A 14501-nucleotide genomic window follows, 5' to 3' on the forward strand; every position below is an offset into this window, starting at 1 on the left:
GTGCAGATCCCTGTTCCTGGTAAATATACAATACTGGCGGAAGATATAAGTGGGGGCGTATGCATGCGGTACATGTTAAGAAGTCACAAGACACACCATGTCAGAGACAACACAGAGCGGACTGGAGAAGGCGCTCGGAAGCAAAGAGATGCTGATTCTGGCGTTCGGAGCGATGATCGGGTGGGGATGGATTATCCTCGCCGGTGACTGGATCAACGATGGGGGTCCATTGGGAGCGATCGTCGCGTTTCTCGGGGGAGCCGTCGTCGTCGGTATCGTCGCGATCATTTACAGCGAACTCGCCGCTGCGATGCCGTTAGTCGGGGGCGAACACGTCTATAGCCTCCGCGCCCTCGGACCGACCGGATCGTTCGTTTGCACCTGGGCGATCGTCTTCGGATACGTTACCGTCGCTGCGTTCGAAGCGGTCGCGCTCCCGTCCGCGATGGCGTTTATCGTTCCCGGCTTCAATGCGATCCCGCTCTGGGACGTCGCCGGCGAACCGGTGTACGCGACGTGGATTCTCGTCGGCGTATTCGGCACGCTCGGTATCACGTACCTGAACTATATCGGGATCCGGGTCGCCGCGCAGTTCCAGATCATCATGACCGTCATCATCGCGCTCGCCGGCCTCATCCTGATCGGCGGGGCAGTTACCAACGGGCAACCGTCGCCCGATAGCTCGTTCGGCGCCGGGACCGCTGGCATCTTCACCGTCGTATTGATGACGCCGTTTATGTTCGTCGGCTTCGACGTTATTCCACAATCCGCCGAAGAAGCCGACATTCCGGCGCGGACGCTGGGACTGCTGATCATCCTCGCCGTCGGGTTGGCCGCCCTGTTCTACATGGCCGTCATCTGGGGCTCAAGTCGCGCGCTCTCCGGGAGTGCCCTCGTCGATAGTTCGCTCCCTGCGGCGGCGGCGATGGCCGAACTGTACGACAGTTCGACCGCCGGCCAACTCATGGCGCTTGCGGGCGTCGCGGGAATCCTCACGAGCTGGAACGCGTTCATCATCGGCGGGAGTCGAGCGCTCTTTGCACTCTCGGAGTCGGGGATGCTCCCGGAACCCCTTTCGAAAGTCCACCCGAAACACAACACTCCGAGCAACGCGATCCTGTTGGTCGGCGGCCTGTCCGCGCTCGCGCCGTTTTTCGGCGAACAGATGCTTACGTGGATCGTCAACGCGGGCGGCCTCGGCATCGTCGTCGCCTGGTTCCTCGTCGTCGTCTCGTTTCTGGTTCTGCGCTACCGTGAACCCGAGATGAATCGGCCGTACGAGGTCCCCGGTGGCCCCGTCGTCGGTATCCTCGGGTTCGTGGCAACGGCGATTTTCATCACGCTCTATCTTCCGGGCGGCCAGTCGGCGCTGGTATGGCCCTACGAGTGGGTCATCGTCCTCGGTTGGTGTGTCCTCGGACTCGTCTTATACGCGTTCTCCGGCGACAGCTCGGTCGAAACGGCCGACGAAGTGGTGAGCAGAATCGAAGCGCTGGACGAGTAACGGCCGCGCCGATCCGTGGCTCCGTCACCGCCGCTCTCTTTCTCGGTGCCGACGACGCGATCGATCGGCCTCGATGTCGTCGACACCGACCGTCTCCTCGCCGAGAACCCGCTCGAGTTCCCGTTCGAACTCCTCGTCGTCGAGGTCGCCGTCGACGTACCGGGAGCGAACGCGTTCCTCTGGATCGGGGCGGGTTTCGGCCGGCGTGTCCGAGTCGCTCCCGGCGCTCGAGTCCGCGCCGAACAACGAGAACAGACCGACGGCGGCCAGGACGACCAGCGACAGGACGGCAAGCGTCAGCACCAACGAGAGGACGGCCGCGATCACCGAGAGGGCGATGCCGACGATCGTGGCGACGACGCTCAGCACGACGACTGCGAGGACGACCGCGCCGAGCCCTTTGAGCAGGACGGAACTGAGACGTCCCATAGTCGTCGTTCGGTCGACGGGCACAAAAACACGCGGGGCCACCCCAGGCCGCCGTCGCCGGCGGGGTCGTCAGGAACTGTTCGAGCGGCGGTCGTCCGCCCCGGCCGGCGGGAGGGTGGTCCGTTCGGCCAGCCCGATGAGATAGACATCGAGCAGACAGACCAGCAGGATCGTCAGCGGGACGGCGACGTCGGTGTAACTCACGGCGTCGAACTGCAGCGCCGTCACCACGAACGGTTCCTCGAGGCTGAGCGCACCCGAGACGGTTCGCGCGCTCAGGAACACGAGCGCGAGGCCGTAACAGAGGAACCAGATCCCGCCGCGTTTCCACCGGCCGAGATAACAGTGGCCGAGGCCGGCGACGAGTATCGATAGCGGGTACGCCGGCCAGACCGGTCGCGACAGTTCGCTCATCGGGGTCCCCTACGGCCCGGAGGACAATCGGTGTTACTCTTCGTTGCGGATCGCTATTTCCGATACTGGCGGATGTCGAAGCGGCCGTAGCCGCCGTATGCAAGCTCGAGCGAGCCGATCCACCAGTTCCACCGCTCCGGTGGGGTTCCCTCGGGGGCGTCGGCCAACTCCTCGAGGACGATCTCGTTGGTCAGCGCGGTCCCGACGTCCGATTCGTATTTCCCGGCGTCCGCGAGGTCGACGGCCTGCCGGACGACGACCCGCGATTGGCCCATCGTGCCGCCGAACTCCTCGCGCAGGCGACCCTCGAGTCGCCCCGGATCGATGAACACGACTCGAGGTAGGCGTTGCAGGTACTTGACTGTTCGAGCGGAACGGGCGGGCAAAGCGTCGAAGACGGTTCGATGGCCGGGAGGACGGCTCGAGCGTTGCGAGAGCCGTCCGACCCGGGGGAGGGCAGGCCGCCCCCCGTTTATCACCGCGAGCGAGGCCGCACGCGGCGCGTAGCGCCGCGATACGTCGAATGGCCGAAGGCCGTGAGACCGGGCGAGCGAGCGGGCCGACGACCGATGTGGAGAGCGCGGAGCGCTCGGAACGGAGGGAGGAGTGCTTTTCATCCAAGTTTTGCCGAGGGTCGGCGAAGCCGGCCCGTGGTTCGAAAGACGCCAAAGGCGTCTTTCGTCATCAAGCGAAACCTTCGGTTTCGCGGACCTCGCGAATCTTCGATTCGCTCAGTCACGAGAGAGCTTTGCTCTCTCGAACGACAGCGCAAAAGTTGGGTGACGATCGATGTTCTTTTGAGCGACGGCCGTCTTCCGTCGGGCATGGCAAGTTTCACTGTCGTTGTCGGCGACCCCGATTCCGGGTCGTCCTACCAGCTCGAGGCGGAGGAACAGGACGCGAACCGCTTTATCGGCAAGTCGATCGGTGAGGAAGTCGACGGCGGTGCCGTCGGGCTCGATGGCTACACGCTCGAGATCACCGGCGGCTCCGACGAGGCCGGCCGCCCGCTCAACGACGAGGTCGCCGGTTCGAACCTGAAGGAAGTGCTGATGAACGGTCGACAGACCGGCTACAAGCCGTCCCGTGACGGCGAGCGCCGCCGGATCACCGTCCGCGGCCGCGAGGTCTCCGACGCCGTTGCCCAGATCAACGCCTCGATCTCCGAGCGCGGTAGCAGCGATGTCGACGAACTCCTCGGCGACGGCGACGACGAGTAACGCCCTCGCCATCCGTTTTCCATGTCAGATAGAATTTCGAGCGATCATCCCTCGGTGCGGACGGTCCGTGCGACGTGTACGGAGACGGCCACCGGGGTCAAACTCGAGGTGCCGGCCGACGACCGCGACGCCTTTCCGACCGACGAGGTCGTCCGGCTCGTCCTCGAGGGCGAGGAACTGTTCGCACAGATCGAGCGCGCACTGACCGGCGACGAGCTGTCGGTGCCGGGCGTCTACGAGACGCCGGACGGTGCCCGCGATCCCAGCGGCGCGACCGACCGCCTTCCCGAGTGGGTCGACGATCACGACGTTCCCCTCGGCGGCTCGGTGCTGATCGACGTCGTCGAACCCGAGTTCCTCTACGGCTGTCGCGCGCCCGGCGAGACGGTCTTTTACGACGCCCGCGAACCGCCAAGCGACAGCCTCAGCGAGATCGCGAAGGACCTCGAGGACGGGTAGCCACGCGCGATCGGCCTGCCGTGGCTGTCGCCGACCGATGGCGCGGCGAACCGCGAATACGGTCCTTTTTCCACCTCGAGCGCGAATCCGGGGCCATGACTGACCAACGCGCGGAGTTCCTCGCCGGCGATCGCCCCGAGGACGTGGCGCTGTTTCTGGCCGATTCGTTCGTCTCGGACGACCGCTTGGCGCAGTTCGGTGAGCCCGTCGCGGACGGGACGCTGATCGTCGTCGACGGCGAACGGGGCCGTAACGCGTTCCAGGCGGCGACCGGTACCGGCGCGATGGAGTTCGCCAAGTCCGCGATGAGTACCGAAGGGGAGATCGACGACGACCTCGCGGGCGCGCAGTGTCCGGACGCGGCCGACGACGGCGACCACACGATCCAGTTCGTCTTCGCTTTCGCCGAGGAACAGAACGAAGAGGTCGGCGGGATCTACGCCGACGGTGACGTGATCCACGCCTACGCCCAGTGTACCTGTGGCACGGCGTTTTCCGACCGCTGGAACGTCTCCGAGGCGTAGCTTCCGCCCACGGGCCCAACCCCGCAGTCAGCGGTAGGCCACAGGCTTTTGCGCCGCACCGGCGTTTTCACCGCCATGAGCGCGACCGGAACGCCGTCCGAGACCCGCCGCGGGTTCGGTCTCTCGAGTCGGGACGCGCGGGTGATCGGCGGTGCGAGCCTCCTGCTGGCGATCAACGTCGCGGTGATGTACGCGCTGGCGACGACGCCGCTGGCGGCGCTCAACGACGCCCTCTTTTCGTTCCCGATCGTCGGCGCGATCGCCTACGGGGCGGCGATTATGGCCGGCCAACTGGTCGCCGAGCGCGGCGTTGCCGGCGGCGATACCGGGGTCGCGGTCCTCGGGATGGTGATCCTCCAACTGGCCTTCGGGGTCTTCGGGGCCGGCGTGCTGCGGTTCGTGCCGCGGGAGTCCCAACTGACTGTCCTCGCTGTGACGGCCGTCGTCGTCGCAGTGTTGACGGCAGTCATCGCCGCCTACGTCTACGCCCGCTCGAGTGACTTCGATCACTGGGGCTCCTACGCCAACTACGCCTTCATCGGCGGACTCGTCGCCATCGCCGTCGGGACGTTCTACACGCCGGCGTTGCTCGCCGGCTTCGTCCTGATCTTCCTGGGATTCCTGCTCCGATTGGGCTGGGAGATCTGGAAGGTTCGAGACGAGCGGACGGCGTCGGTCGCGCTCCAGACGATCGGCGTCTACATCGCCGTCGCCGGCGTTTTCGTCCACGTGTTACAGCTCGTGTTGCGATACTTTGCGTCTCGAGGGTAAGCGATTTCTCGGGCCAGCAGTAGCGGAATCGTGATGTTCAAATTTTGATGGATTGGGCGTGTTCTCCGGCGGTGTTGGCGCGAGTGTCCTGCTATCGTGGCAACACGGAGGGTCCACACCCTCCCCAACCGATTCGCTCGCTCCGAGATCGCTCGCTCATCCCTCGCACGGAGTCAGGCCGCGGTTCGTCGGTGACTCACCGCGCCCCAGCGCGCGCCACCGCATACCGGTCGGTCGGCGCGAAGTAATACGTCGATTGCTCCCCTCCCGTTAGCCGGAGAAAAATCGGCACGGGCGCTTTTCGAGCCGGTCAGTTCTCGTCTTCGTCGCTACCGCTCTCGCCGTCCTCGTCCGCCTCGTCGACGACCTCGCGGAACGCGTCGAGGATGACCTGCTTGGTCACCGCACCGCGGGTCGTCCAGTGGTTCGCGTAGTCGAGCATGTCGTCGTAGATGTCGGGCTTGCAGCCGGCGGCCTTCGGGTGGCCGCCGCCGTTTACCTTCCCCGCGACCTCGTGACAGCGGTCGAACTCGTCGGTGCCCCGGATCGAGGCCGAGCCGGCGGGTTTGACGATCACCGAGGCGTCGGCACCCTGCTCGCGCATGGCTTCCGCGACCTCGTTTTGCGAACAGCGGCCGTAGGTCACGCCGACAGTGTAGCCCCCGATCTCGCGGTACTCGGCGCGTCCGACCGCGCGATCGATCAGCGCCTCCTTCTCGACGCGGCGCTCGGTGATGTAGTCCTCGGCCCACGCGGGCAGGTCAGCGCCGTACTCGCGGACGACCTCGACGTATTCGGCGGGGTCGGTCCAGTAGGCGTAGTCCGCCAGATCGTCGCTGCGGGGGTCCTCCCGTAGCCAGAGGTCGTGGTCCCGCGTGACCGCCGCGAGTTCCTCGTACATCGGGTCGAACTCGTACTCGAGCGAGCGATAGACCACGTCGGCGGAACACTCCTCGTCGGAGTCGCCGATCACGAGGTCGACGCCGGCCTCGCGGACCGCCGCCGCGACGTCATCGCCCCACTGGTGGTGGTCGTACCACGAGACCCGGTCGGCCGTCTCGAGGGCCGCGTCGAGTTCCGACTCGACGTACTCGTATTTGTCCGGCGCGAGGTCACAGACATAGAGGTCGATCCCCTCGTCGCCGTACTCGGCGACGCGGGCCAGTGCGTCCTCGACGTCGTGGGGGCTGGCGGGGATCAAGGCGACGCCGTGGGGCGTCGGCTCGGGTTCCTCGAGCGGGTCGTCGTCCTCGCCGGCCGCGACGGGGGGCGCCGCCTCGTCGACGTCGTCGGTCGCGTCGGCGACCGGTTCGGCACCGTCGTCCCCGGCCCCGGAATCCTCCGGTTCGGGTACGTTCCGGACGTCGTCGTAGGCCTCGCGAAGCAGGGCCACGCAGGCCAGTCCGTCGGCGTCCGGATCCGCAACGACCGCGACCTCGGCTCCCTCGAGGGCGGCCGCGGCCTGCTGTTCTTCGAGGTCCTCCTCGAGTTCGTCGGGCAGGAAGAAGCCGGTTCCCGGGAGGACCGATTTCCGCGAGAGCGGGAGATCGCCGCTCTCGATAAGTTCGTCGTACATGGTTCCCCGTGGGTGACCGGCGGGGAAGTAACCGCCGGTCTCGAGAGCGCCACGGGCCGGCATCGACGCGCCCGGCGGGGTCAGGCGTCGACCGCCGACTCGCCCCCGTCGTCCCCGGCCGGCTCGAGCTGGCGGACAGTCAGCACGGGCACAGGTGAGGTACGGACGACCCGCTCGGCGACGCTGCCGAGCAGGAGCCGGTTCTCGCCGTGGCGACCGCGGGTCCCGGTCGCGACGACGTCGGCGTCGACCTCGCGGGCGTACTCGCAGATCTCGGCGGCGGGCCGGCCGTCGCGGATCGCGGTCGTTACCCCCCTGTCGGCTCGGTCCTCGACGGTGGCCAGCGCCGCGTCCGAGGTCGTCTCGAGCGCGGTGCGGAGTTCGTCCCGGAGCTGCTGGGGCGAGGCGTCGACTTCGCTCGCGTCGACTACCGAGAGGGCGTGGACGTCGGCCTCGAAGCGGGCGGCGAGATCGAGCGCGACGTCGACCGCCCGTTTGACGCTGTCGGAGCCGTCGGTCGCGACCACGACGGTATCGAACATAGCGGGGGTTTCGGTCGGGAACGCTTAAACCTCCCCGTTCGACGGGGCGAACGGGCGTCCCGGTGCCGCCGCGGTGGGATGGCTTTTTCATGCCGGCCCACCCACTGCCGCGTATGGACGCCAGCGAGCCGGTTACCGTCGACACCGTCCTGGTGACGGTCGACGGGAGCGAGGAGTCAGCCACCGCCGTCGAGTACGCCGTCGCGGTCGCGGACCGCTACGACGCCAGCGTCCACGCGCTGTTCGTCCTCGGACGCGGGGTCGTCCGCGGGTTGGACGCCGGGACGGTCGACGAGACCGACGTCGCGGAGACGACACAGGAGTTCTTCGACGACGTCCGGCGGATCGCCGCCGACGCGGACGTCGACCTCGCGACCTCCGTCGACGACGGCTTCTCGCAGACGCGCAAGACCCGCCATCCGGGCAACGTCGTCCTCGACACGGCCGACGCCGTCGACGCCGACTTCGTCGTCCTCCCTCGAGAACCGGTTACTGGCACCGAGGCGGAGGTCTTGGAGCAGGCGGCCGAGTACGTCCTCTCCTACGCGAGCCAACCCGTGCTATCGGTGTAGCGACGGCGACCGTTCCATACGGGCGACTGCGAGTCATCGCCGGTGGGACCGCGATCGCCCTGCGGTTCCACCGGCAACTCGTTACAGTAGACCGTGTCAGCCCTCGGGATCGAGCAGGATCGCCATCTCCTGTTCGAAGCTCTCGGTCCCCGTCGATTCGAACCCGACCCGTTCGTAGAGGGCGATCGCCGGGTTGTTCCAGCGCTCGACGGTCAGCCAGACGCGTTCGATCCCGATCTCGGCCGCGTGGCCCAGTAGGTTCTCGAGCAACACGGTGCCGATCCCGGCCTGCTGATAGGCCTGCAGGACGAAGATCGCCAGCTCCCACTCGATCTCGGCGTTGTTCTCGATCGCCGACGGATCGTCGGTGTCGGGGACCAACATCGCGTGGCCGACGGCGTCGCCATCGTGGGAGGCGACGACGTTGACGCTGTCCTCGCCGATCGTCTCGAGCCAGTTGCGGATGCGGCTCTCGCCGGTCGGCGGGATCCCCTGTGCCCGATCGGCGGGATCGAACGCGAGGTACATCTCGACGACGTCCTCGAGCGCGCCCTCGGCGAACGAGCCGACGGCGCGGATCTCGATGGGGCGGTCCTCGCGGTCCTCGATCGTCGTCGGCGGCGCGGGAAACGGTCCGGACGGGTCGTCCGGGTACTGACGCGAACCCGACATCGTTATCGCACCAACTTGACCGTCGTGGGGGCGTTCAACAGGACGAACTCGGTGATCGGCCCGAGCTGTATCTTCCCCATCGGACTCAGCGTCCCGCCGCCGATGACCAGCTGATCGTACTCGCCCTGTTCGGCGTAATCGACGAGCGCGCTGCCCGGATCGCCCTCGAGTTTCTCGACGGGCCTGTCCTCGAGGCCAGCCTCGTCGAGGGCCTCGCGGGCCTGCTGGCACATTTCGTCTTGCGATCGCTTCGACTCGGGTTTGTCGACGATGGCGACGGTCAGGTCGTCGCCGACGTCGGTCGTTCGCTCGATGGTCCGTCGCAGCGTCTTCACCGACTCGTCGCTGCCGCCCAGACCCAGCAACACGTTCATACACGTGACTGTGAGCCGATACACGAAAACGGTTGTGCCATTTGCCCCCGAATCGCGTCGATCCGACCGTTCGCGAGCCAGCCAATCGCAGACGTTGTGCAGGACGACGCTGTTAAGAGCGTGTAGTGAATACGTTGACCGAATGAGTGATGCAGCGCTCGATGTCGTGGAGTTCCTGCTCACGACGAGCGTGTATTCGGACGACCGGACGTTAGACGAGAACGATCTCCCGCCGGCGTTTCGCCGGGTCTACTGGACCGGTGGCGTCGACGAGGACGGGGACGACGGGGGCTCGAGCCGCAAACCCGCGGGGATCGATCGCCCGCTCTCGGTCACGACCACGACCGCCCGCGAGGCGACCGATGTCGACCGGCCGTGGGAAGCCATTTCCGACCTGATGTTCACCGAGCGCGACGAGTTCTCGGGGACGATCACCCTCGCTCAACGGGACATGGCCGAGGAGTGGTTCGCCGAACGCGTCGACGCGGAGCGCCTGCTGGAGAACCCGACGCTGGCGAAACACTTCGAGCGCCACGACGACTACGATTTCGACGTTTCCCACGAGGCAGCCCGGGAGCGCAACCGGCCGATCCAGGCCGATCGGGTCTGGATCGACGGCCTCCTGAACGAGTACTTCGACGAGGAGGAAGACGAGGAAATGTTGGACCTCGTGGAAGTCCGCGCGCCCGAGGAGGTCGACATGTCGCTGGACGACCTCGTGCTGACCGACGACCAACAGAACGAACTCAACAAGATCTCGAAGGCGATCGAACACCGCGACTACCTCGCCGACATCGGCCTGCGCGAGATCGGGAAGCTACTGTTCGTTGGCCCGCCGGGCACCGGGAAGACCTCGACCGCACAGGCGCTCGCACAGGACATGGACCTGCCGTTCGTCGAGGTCAAACTCTCGATGATCACCTCGCAGTACCTCGGCGAGACGGCGAAAAACGTCGACAAGACCTTCGAGGTCGCCAAGCGACTCTCGCCGTGTATCCTCTTTATCGACGAGTTCGACTTCGTCGCCAAGACCCGCCGCAGCGACGAACACGCCGCCCTCAAACGCGCCGTCAACACTCTCCTCAAGAGCATCGACAACATCTCGCTCATCGAGGACGACGTCTTGCTCATCGGGGCGACCAACCACCCCGACCAGCTAGACGACGCCGCCTGGCGGCGCTTCGACGAGATCATCAACTTCCCCAAACCCGACCAGGGCATGCGGGCGGACATCCTCGGACTCATCACCCGGACGATGGACATCGACGAGTTCGATCCCCAACTCATCGCCGATGTCACTGAGGGACTGACCGGCAGCGACCTCCGGATGGTCCTCCGGGAGGCAGTCCTCGAGGCCCTGACCGAGGACCGAACGACGCTGACCCAGCAGGACCTCCTGAACGCCGTCGAGGAGTTCGAGGAGCGGGACACGTTAAAGAACATGGACATGATGGAGGGCGACCACGACGCCTTAGTCGCTGGCGGGGACCTCGACAAGGCCAGCGACGGCGGTGAGCCGAGCGACGCGAGGCGATCCTCGTCGGACCACGGGTCCGACGGCGGCCACTCGCACGACCACGATCACGACCACTGAGCCCTGCGGCGCCCGTCTGAGGCCGTCCCGATACGTTTTCGCAGCGGGTTCGATTCCGCCCCTCGAGCGTTGGCTTCGGGGACGGCGCGACCTGGGGTTGCGTCGCCAACGGGGGCGATGGAGCGCCCGTCCTGCGGGGAATACCCTTTATGCGACGGCTGTCAAGGGGCACCTATGAGCGATGACGCCCCAGCGGGAGACGCCGCGGCGACGTTCGCGGCCCGGGCACAGGACGACCACGGCGAGGCGATCCGCGACCTCGTCGTCTTCGGCGACGCCGTCCGGGGCGACGACCGCGGCGTCCACGCGTCGGTCGAGGTACTGCTGGTCCTCGAGGAGGCGGACCCGGAACGCGAGCGGCGACTCGAGGCCCTCGCCGAAACCGTGGGGGCCGAACACGGCGTCGTCTTCGAGGTACACGTCCTGCCGGCCGAGCGGGTCGAGGCGAATTCGGACCACCCGTTCATCCGGACGGCGATCGAGGAAGGGCGATCGTATGTGTAGGCGACGAGTCGGGAGTCGCGACCGCTTCGAGCCGGCCCGCCGACACGCCGCCGGGGGGATAAACTGACGATGCGGGTGACCCTGCTCGGGACCGGCGACACGACCGGGACGCCCACCGTCGGTTGTGACTGTGACACCTGCGTAGCGGCTCGAGAGCGCGGCGTCGAACGCACGCGCTTTTCGGTCCACGTCGAGAACGAGCGCGTCGACGAGTCGCTGCTGATCGACTTCAGCCCCGACTTCCGGTACCAGTTCCTCCGCGACGAGGTCCCCCTGCCCGACGCCGCCGTCATCACCCACATTCACTTCGACCACCTCGACGGGCTGGGCAACGTCTTCCGCGTGCTAGACTCGCTCGAGGTCTACGCGGCCGACGAGACCGACCCCGAGACGGGCAAGAGCGTCGCCGAGACGGTGGACGACGACTACCATTATCTCGATCCCGTCTCCGTGGTGCCGACGACGCCGCTCGAGACGGTCCGGATCTGCGGGCTCGACGTAACCCTGGTGCCGGTCGACCACCCGCCGCTGGTCTGTTACGGCCTCTCCGTCGAGGACCCCGTGACGGGCGCGAAGCTGTCGATCACGGGCGATACGAGCTACGACGTTCCCGAGGCGTCCCGGGACGTCCTCGCCGACGCCGACCTCCTGCTGGCCGACGGGATCGTCCCCGCGAGTCTCGCCGACTACCACCCGCTGGGCGGCCGCCACGAGGACGCCGACGGCGTCGCTCGGACGTTCGGCACGAAACACATGACTCGCGAGGGCGCGCTCGCGCTGGCCGAGGAACTGAACGCCGACCGGACGCGGCTGGTTCATCTCGCGCACTTCTACCCCGCCGAGGAGGCCTTCGCGGAGCCGCTGGCGGTCGACGGCGAGGTCTACGAACTATAGATCCGGGGGAACGTGTCCGTCCGGCGCTCGAGCGGCGGCCGCCGGGCCGTCAGCCGAACCGATCGAGTCCCGACTGTCGCCGCCGCTTGCCGTCGGGATCGGCCGTCCACGCGGTCCGGCGGTCGCGTTCGGCCTCGAGGTCGGTCGAGAGGTCGGCCGCCGACTCCGGTTCGTGGCCCGGACAGTCCGGCCCGCACTCCGTGTTGGCGTCGACGACCCGGTCCGTCCACTCGCAGTACGGTAGCGTCGCGCCGCTCGCGTCGGCCGGGCGACACGCGCCGCAGTCTGGGAACTCGTAGGTCCGCCACCCCTTGCCGTAGGCCCGTTCGGCGAGTCGGCGGCGAGCCCGTGCTTTCGCATCGGGCGAGACGACCTCGATCTCCGTTCGCCCCGGGTGGGCGGCGAGGGGCTCGATCCCGGGCACGTCGGGCACGAGCGGGGCCGGCTCGCGAATTACCTCGATCTCGAGGCCGTCGCCCGCGGCGGTCTCGTCGCGGTGGACCCGCCAGACGCCGACTTCGTCGGGGATCCGGTTCAGGTGCGCGCGCGTGACGTAGCTCTCGGTCGCGAGGATCGCCTCGTCCAGCAGGGCGAGGCTCACGTCGGTCCGCAGTTGCATCTCGAGGTCGCCCGGCCGGCCCAGATCGGGCTTGTTCTCGATCCCGACGATGCGGTCGTACCAGTCGGGGTAGCGGGCGACCTGCCGGACGTACTCGCGGTTGCTGGTCGCGCTGGCCTCGCGGTCGCGTTCGAAGAACCCGATCTCTTTGGCCCGCTCGGTGGCGTTGCGGGCGCGCTCGGGGTGGCAGTCGAAGGCGTCCTTCCAGTAGCGGGCCCGCCCGGTGCCGACCGCCGACTCGATCGCGGCGTCGGGGATCGTCTCACTGGTGAGTTCGACGCGCTCGTCGAACTCGGGGCCGGGTTCGACGCAGAGTACGTCGAGGATCCGGCCGCCGGGATCGGCGACGCTCCCCCCGAGCTGGCGGGCGACGATTCCCTCGCCGCGCTCCTCGAGGCGGGCACATAACTCGAGTTCGAACGCGAACTCGGACACGGTACGTGTGAGGGGCGGACGGGAGATAAGTCGTCGGGATCGCCGGTGTGGAACGGAAGCACGGGTGATATTCTCTCGGTTCCGTCGACCTCGAAATCGACGGGATAGCTCGCAACCTTTATCAGTCGCACAGGGGAATCACTACCCAAGATTACTCATCGTCTTATGGTAGGAAATCGACAACCGGAGGTGAACATCGGGCTCGTCGGTCACGTCGACCACGGCAAGACGACGCTGGTGCAAGCGCTCAGCGGCTCGTGGACGGACCAACACAGCGAGGAGATGAAACGCGGAATCTCGATCAGGCTCGGCTACGCCGACGCCACGTTCCGTCACTGCGACGGCCTGGATGAACCCGAGTGTTACACCGTCGAGGAGGAGTGTCCGGACGGCTCCGAGAGCGAGCCGCTGCGGACCGTCTCGTTCGTCGACGCCCCGGGGCACGAGACCCTGATGGCGACGATGCTGTCCGGCGCGTCCCTGATGGACGGCGCGGTGCTGGTCGTCAGCGCCAACGAACCCGTCCCCCAGCCCCAGACGGAGGAACACCTGATGGCGCTGGACATTATCGGAATCGACAACATCGTCATCGCCCAGAACAAGGTCGACCTCGTCGATGCGGAGACCGCCCGGAACAACTACGACCAGATCAAGGAGTTCGTCGCGGGCACCGTCGCCGAGGACGCCCCGATCGTCCCCGTCTCCGCGGGCCAGGAGGTCAACCTCGACCTGCTGATCCAGGCGATCGAGGAGGAGATCCCCACCCCCGATCGGGATCCCGACGCCGATCCCCGGATGCACGTCGCCCGCAGTTTCGACATCAACAAACCCGGTACGTCCGCGAAGGACCTCGCCGGCGGCGTCCTCGGGGGCAGCCTCGTCGAAGGCGAACTCGAGGTCGGCGACGAGATCGAGATCCGCCCCGGCCGCGAGGTTGAGGAGGGCGGCCAGACGGAGTACGTCCCCATCGAGACGACGATCCGCTCGCTGCAGGCCGGCGGCGAGACCGTCGACACCGTCACGCCGGGCGGCCTGCTCGGCGTCGGGACCGGGCTCGACCCCTCGCTGACCAAAGGCGACGCGCTGGCCGGCCGGATGGCCGGCCCGCCGGGGACGCTCCCGCCGACCTGGAACGAGTTCACGATGGAGGTCGACCTGCTCGAACGGGTCGTCGGCGCGGACCAGGGCGAGACGGTCGACGAGATCAGCACCGGCGAACCGCTGATGATGACCGTCGGCACGGCGACGACCGTCGGCTCGGTCACCAGCGCCCGCGAGGGCGAGTGCGAGGTCCGACTCAAGCGACCCGTCGCCGCCGAACCGGGGACGAAAATCGCGATCAACCGCCGCATCGGCGCGCGCTGGCGGCTGATCGGTCTCGGTACCCTGACGGACTGA

At 67.2% G+C, this 14501-nt stretch carries 18 protein-coding genes; 10 read left to right on the forward strand and 8 right to left on the reverse strand.

The annotated features are described in order from the left end of the window. The first annotated feature begins 97 nt into the window (after positions 1-97). Entirely contained in the window at positions 98-1504 is a 1407-nt protein-coding gene (locus tag ACERIM_RS05585; RefSeq protein WP_373631666.1) for an APC family permease, read from the forward strand. Positions 1505-1528: 24 nt separating this feature from the next. On the opposite strand, the gene ACERIM_RS05590 is transcribed toward ACERIM_RS05585, so the two are convergent. The 3 genes from ACERIM_RS05590 to ACERIM_RS05600 form a co-directional block, all read right to left on the reverse strand. Then, a complete protein-coding gene (locus ACERIM_RS05590) occupies positions 1529-1933 on the reverse strand; it encodes an SHOCT domain-containing protein (protein ID WP_373631667.1) in 405 nt (134 codons plus the stop codon). Between the two features lie 69 nt (positions 1934-2002). Then, positions 2003-2347, reverse strand: a complete 345-nt coding sequence (locus tag ACERIM_RS05595) for a hypothetical protein (RefSeq protein WP_006647868.1) — start codon at positions 2345-2347, stop codon at positions 2003-2005. 53 nt (positions 2348-2400) lie between these two features. Next, positions 2401-2679, reverse strand: coding sequence for a hypothetical protein (locus ACERIM_RS05600; protein WP_006647867.1), 279 nt, complete (start codon positions 2677-2679; stop codon positions 2401-2403). A 492-nt stretch (positions 2680-3171) separates the two neighbouring features. Between ACERIM_RS05600 and ACERIM_RS05605 the strand changes: the two genes are divergently transcribed. The 4 genes from ACERIM_RS05605 to ACERIM_RS05620 all read left to right on the forward strand — a co-directional run bounded on the left by ACERIM_RS05605 (position 3172) and on the right by ACERIM_RS05620 (position 5321). Next, the gene (locus ACERIM_RS05605; RefSeq protein WP_006647866.1) at positions 3172-3567 is read left to right on the forward strand and encodes a 30S ribosomal protein S6e; all 396 of its coding nucleotides are present in this window, start codon (positions 3172-3174) and stop codon (positions 3565-3567) included. A 21-nt stretch (positions 3568-3588) separates the two neighbouring features. Then, positions 3589-4026 carry a hypothetical protein gene (locus ACERIM_RS05610; RefSeq protein WP_049905343.1) on the forward strand — a complete coding sequence of 146 codons (438 nt, stop codon included), beginning with the start codon at positions 3589-3591 and terminating at the stop codon, positions 4024-4026. 95 nt (positions 4027-4121) lie between these two features. Beyond that, positions 4122-4550, forward strand: coding sequence for a DUF5807 family protein (locus ACERIM_RS05615; RefSeq protein ID WP_373631668.1), 429 nt, complete (start codon positions 4122-4124; stop codon positions 4548-4550). Positions 4551-4625: 75 nt separating this feature from the next. After that, positions 4626-5321 (forward strand): hypothetical protein, encoded by a 696-nt coding sequence (locus tag ACERIM_RS05620; protein ID WP_373631669.1) that lies wholly within the window; start codon positions 4626-4628, stop codon positions 5319-5321. Positions 5322-5631: 310 nt separating this feature from the next. On the opposite strand, the gene ACERIM_RS05625 is transcribed toward ACERIM_RS05620, so the two are convergent. Both ACERIM_RS05625 and ACERIM_RS05630 read right to left on the reverse strand, forming a co-directional pair. After that, a complete protein-coding gene (locus tag ACERIM_RS05625; RefSeq protein ID WP_373631670.1) occupies positions 5632-6897 on the reverse strand; it encodes a DHH family phosphoesterase in 1266 nt (421 codons plus the stop codon). A gap of 80 nt (positions 6898-6977) precedes the next feature. Further along, complete coding sequence (locus ACERIM_RS05630; protein ID WP_373631671.1) at positions 6978-7439, reverse strand: universal stress protein; 462 nt, start codon at positions 7437-7439, stop codon at positions 6978-6980. Positions 7440-7552: 113 nt separating this feature from the next. Between ACERIM_RS05630 and ACERIM_RS05635 the strand changes: the two genes are divergently transcribed. Next, a complete protein-coding gene (locus tag ACERIM_RS05635; RefSeq protein WP_006647860.1) occupies positions 7553-8011 on the forward strand; it encodes a universal stress protein in 459 nt (152 codons plus the stop codon). Positions 8012-8107: 96 nt separating this feature from the next. Here the strand turns inward: ACERIM_RS05635 and ACERIM_RS05640 are convergent, their stop codons facing one another. Then, a complete protein-coding gene (locus ACERIM_RS05640; protein WP_006647859.1) occupies positions 8108-8683 on the reverse strand; it encodes an N-acetyltransferase in 576 nt (191 codons plus the stop codon). A 2-nt stretch (positions 8684-8685) separates the two neighbouring features. Then, positions 8686-9057, reverse strand: coding sequence for a universal stress protein (locus tag ACERIM_RS05645; protein WP_006180139.1), 372 nt, complete (start codon positions 9055-9057; stop codon positions 8686-8688). Between the two features lie 142 nt (positions 9058-9199). Between ACERIM_RS05645 and ACERIM_RS05650 the strand changes: the two genes are divergently transcribed. The 3 genes from ACERIM_RS05650 to ACERIM_RS05660 all read left to right on the forward strand — a co-directional run bounded on the left by ACERIM_RS05650 (position 9200) and on the right by ACERIM_RS05660 (position 12049). Then, entirely contained in the window at positions 9200-10651 is a 1452-nt protein-coding gene (locus ACERIM_RS05650) for an ATP-binding protein (RefSeq protein ID WP_006647858.1), read from the forward strand. A 174-nt stretch (positions 10652-10825) separates the two neighbouring features. Then, on the forward strand, positions 10826-11155 hold the full coding sequence (locus ACERIM_RS05655; protein WP_373631672.1) for a hypothetical protein: 330 nt from the start codon (positions 10826-10828) through the stop codon (positions 11153-11155). 69 nt (positions 11156-11224) lie between these two features. Then, the gene (locus ACERIM_RS05660; protein ID WP_373631673.1) at positions 11225-12049 is read left to right on the forward strand and encodes an MBL fold metallo-hydrolase; all 825 of its coding nucleotides are present in this window, start codon (positions 11225-11227) and stop codon (positions 12047-12049) included. Positions 12050-12098: 49 nt separating this feature from the next. On the opposite strand, the gene ACERIM_RS05665 is transcribed toward ACERIM_RS05660, so the two are convergent. After that, positions 12099-13103 (reverse strand): DUF5787 family protein, encoded by a 1005-nt coding sequence (locus tag ACERIM_RS05665; RefSeq protein WP_373631674.1) that lies wholly within the window; start codon positions 13101-13103, stop codon positions 12099-12101. 165 nt (positions 13104-13268) lie between these two features. Here ACERIM_RS05665 and ACERIM_RS05670 point away from each other — a divergent pair, with 165 nt between their 5' ends. Continuing rightward, positions 13269-14501 carry a translation initiation factor IF-2 subunit gamma gene (locus ACERIM_RS05670; protein WP_373631675.1) on the forward strand — a complete coding sequence of 411 codons (1233 nt, stop codon included), beginning with the start codon at positions 13269-13271 and terminating at the stop codon, positions 14499-14501.

This window comes from Natrinema sp. H-ect1, from assembly GCF_041821105.1.
Classification (GTDB): Archaea; Halobacteriota; Halobacteria; order Halobacteriales; family Natrialbaceae; genus Natrinema; species Natrinema thermotolerans.

Coding starts and splice junctions, on each gene's coding strand:
- ACERIM_RS05635 (WP_006647860.1), top strand. CDS start 7,553: ATGGACGCCAGCGAGCCGGTTACCGTCGACACCGTCCTGGTGACGGTC.
- ACERIM_RS05645 (WP_006180139.1), bottom strand. CDS start 9,057: ATGAACGTGTTGCTGGGTCTGGGCGGCAGCGACGAGTCGGTGAAGACG.
- ACERIM_RS05585 (WP_373631666.1), top strand. CDS start 98: ATGTCAGAGACAACACAGAGCGGACTGGAGAAGGCGCTCGGAAGCAAA.
- ACERIM_RS05670 (WP_373631675.1), top strand. CDS start 13,269: ATGGTAGGAAATCGACAACCGGAGGTGAACATCGGGCTCGTCGGTCAC.
- ACERIM_RS05615 (WP_373631668.1), top strand. CDS start 4,122: ATGACTGACCAACGCGCGGAGTTCCTCGCCGGCGATCGCCCCGAGGAC.
- ACERIM_RS05640 (WP_006647859.1), bottom strand. CDS start 8,683: ATGTCGGGTTCGCGTCAGTACCCGGACGACCCGTCCGGACCGTTTCCC.
- ACERIM_RS05605 (WP_006647866.1), top strand. CDS start 3,172: ATGGCAAGTTTCACTGTCGTTGTCGGCGACCCCGATTCCGGGTCGTCC.
- ACERIM_RS05610 (WP_049905343.1), top strand. CDS start 3,589: ATGTCAGATAGAATTTCGAGCGATCATCCCTCGGTGCGGACGGTCCGT.
- ACERIM_RS05650 (WP_006647858.1), top strand. CDS start 9,200: ATGAGTGATGCAGCGCTCGATGTCGTGGAGTTCCTGCTCACGACGAGC.
- ACERIM_RS05630 (WP_373631671.1), bottom strand. CDS start 7,439: ATGTTCGATACCGTCGTGGTCGCGACCGACGGCTCCGACAGCGTCAAA.
- ACERIM_RS05660 (WP_373631673.1), top strand. CDS start 11,225: ATGCGGGTGACCCTGCTCGGGACCGGCGACACGACCGGGACGCCCACC.
- ACERIM_RS05590 (WP_373631667.1), bottom strand. CDS start 1,933: ATGGGACGTCTCAGTTCCGTCCTGCTCAAAGGGCTCGGCGCGGTCGTC.
- ACERIM_RS05625 (WP_373631670.1), bottom strand. CDS start 6,897: ATGTACGACGAACTTATCGAGAGCGGCGATCTCCCGCTCTCGCGGAAA.
- ACERIM_RS05620 (WP_373631669.1), top strand. CDS start 4,626: ATGAGCGCGACCGGAACGCCGTCCGAGACCCGCCGCGGGTTCGGTCTC.
- ACERIM_RS05595 (WP_006647868.1), bottom strand. CDS start 2,347: ATGAGCGAACTGTCGCGACCGGTCTGGCCGGCGTACCCGCTATCGATA.
- ACERIM_RS05655 (WP_373631672.1), top strand. CDS start 10,826: ATGAGCGATGACGCCCCAGCGGGAGACGCCGCGGCGACGTTCGCGGCC.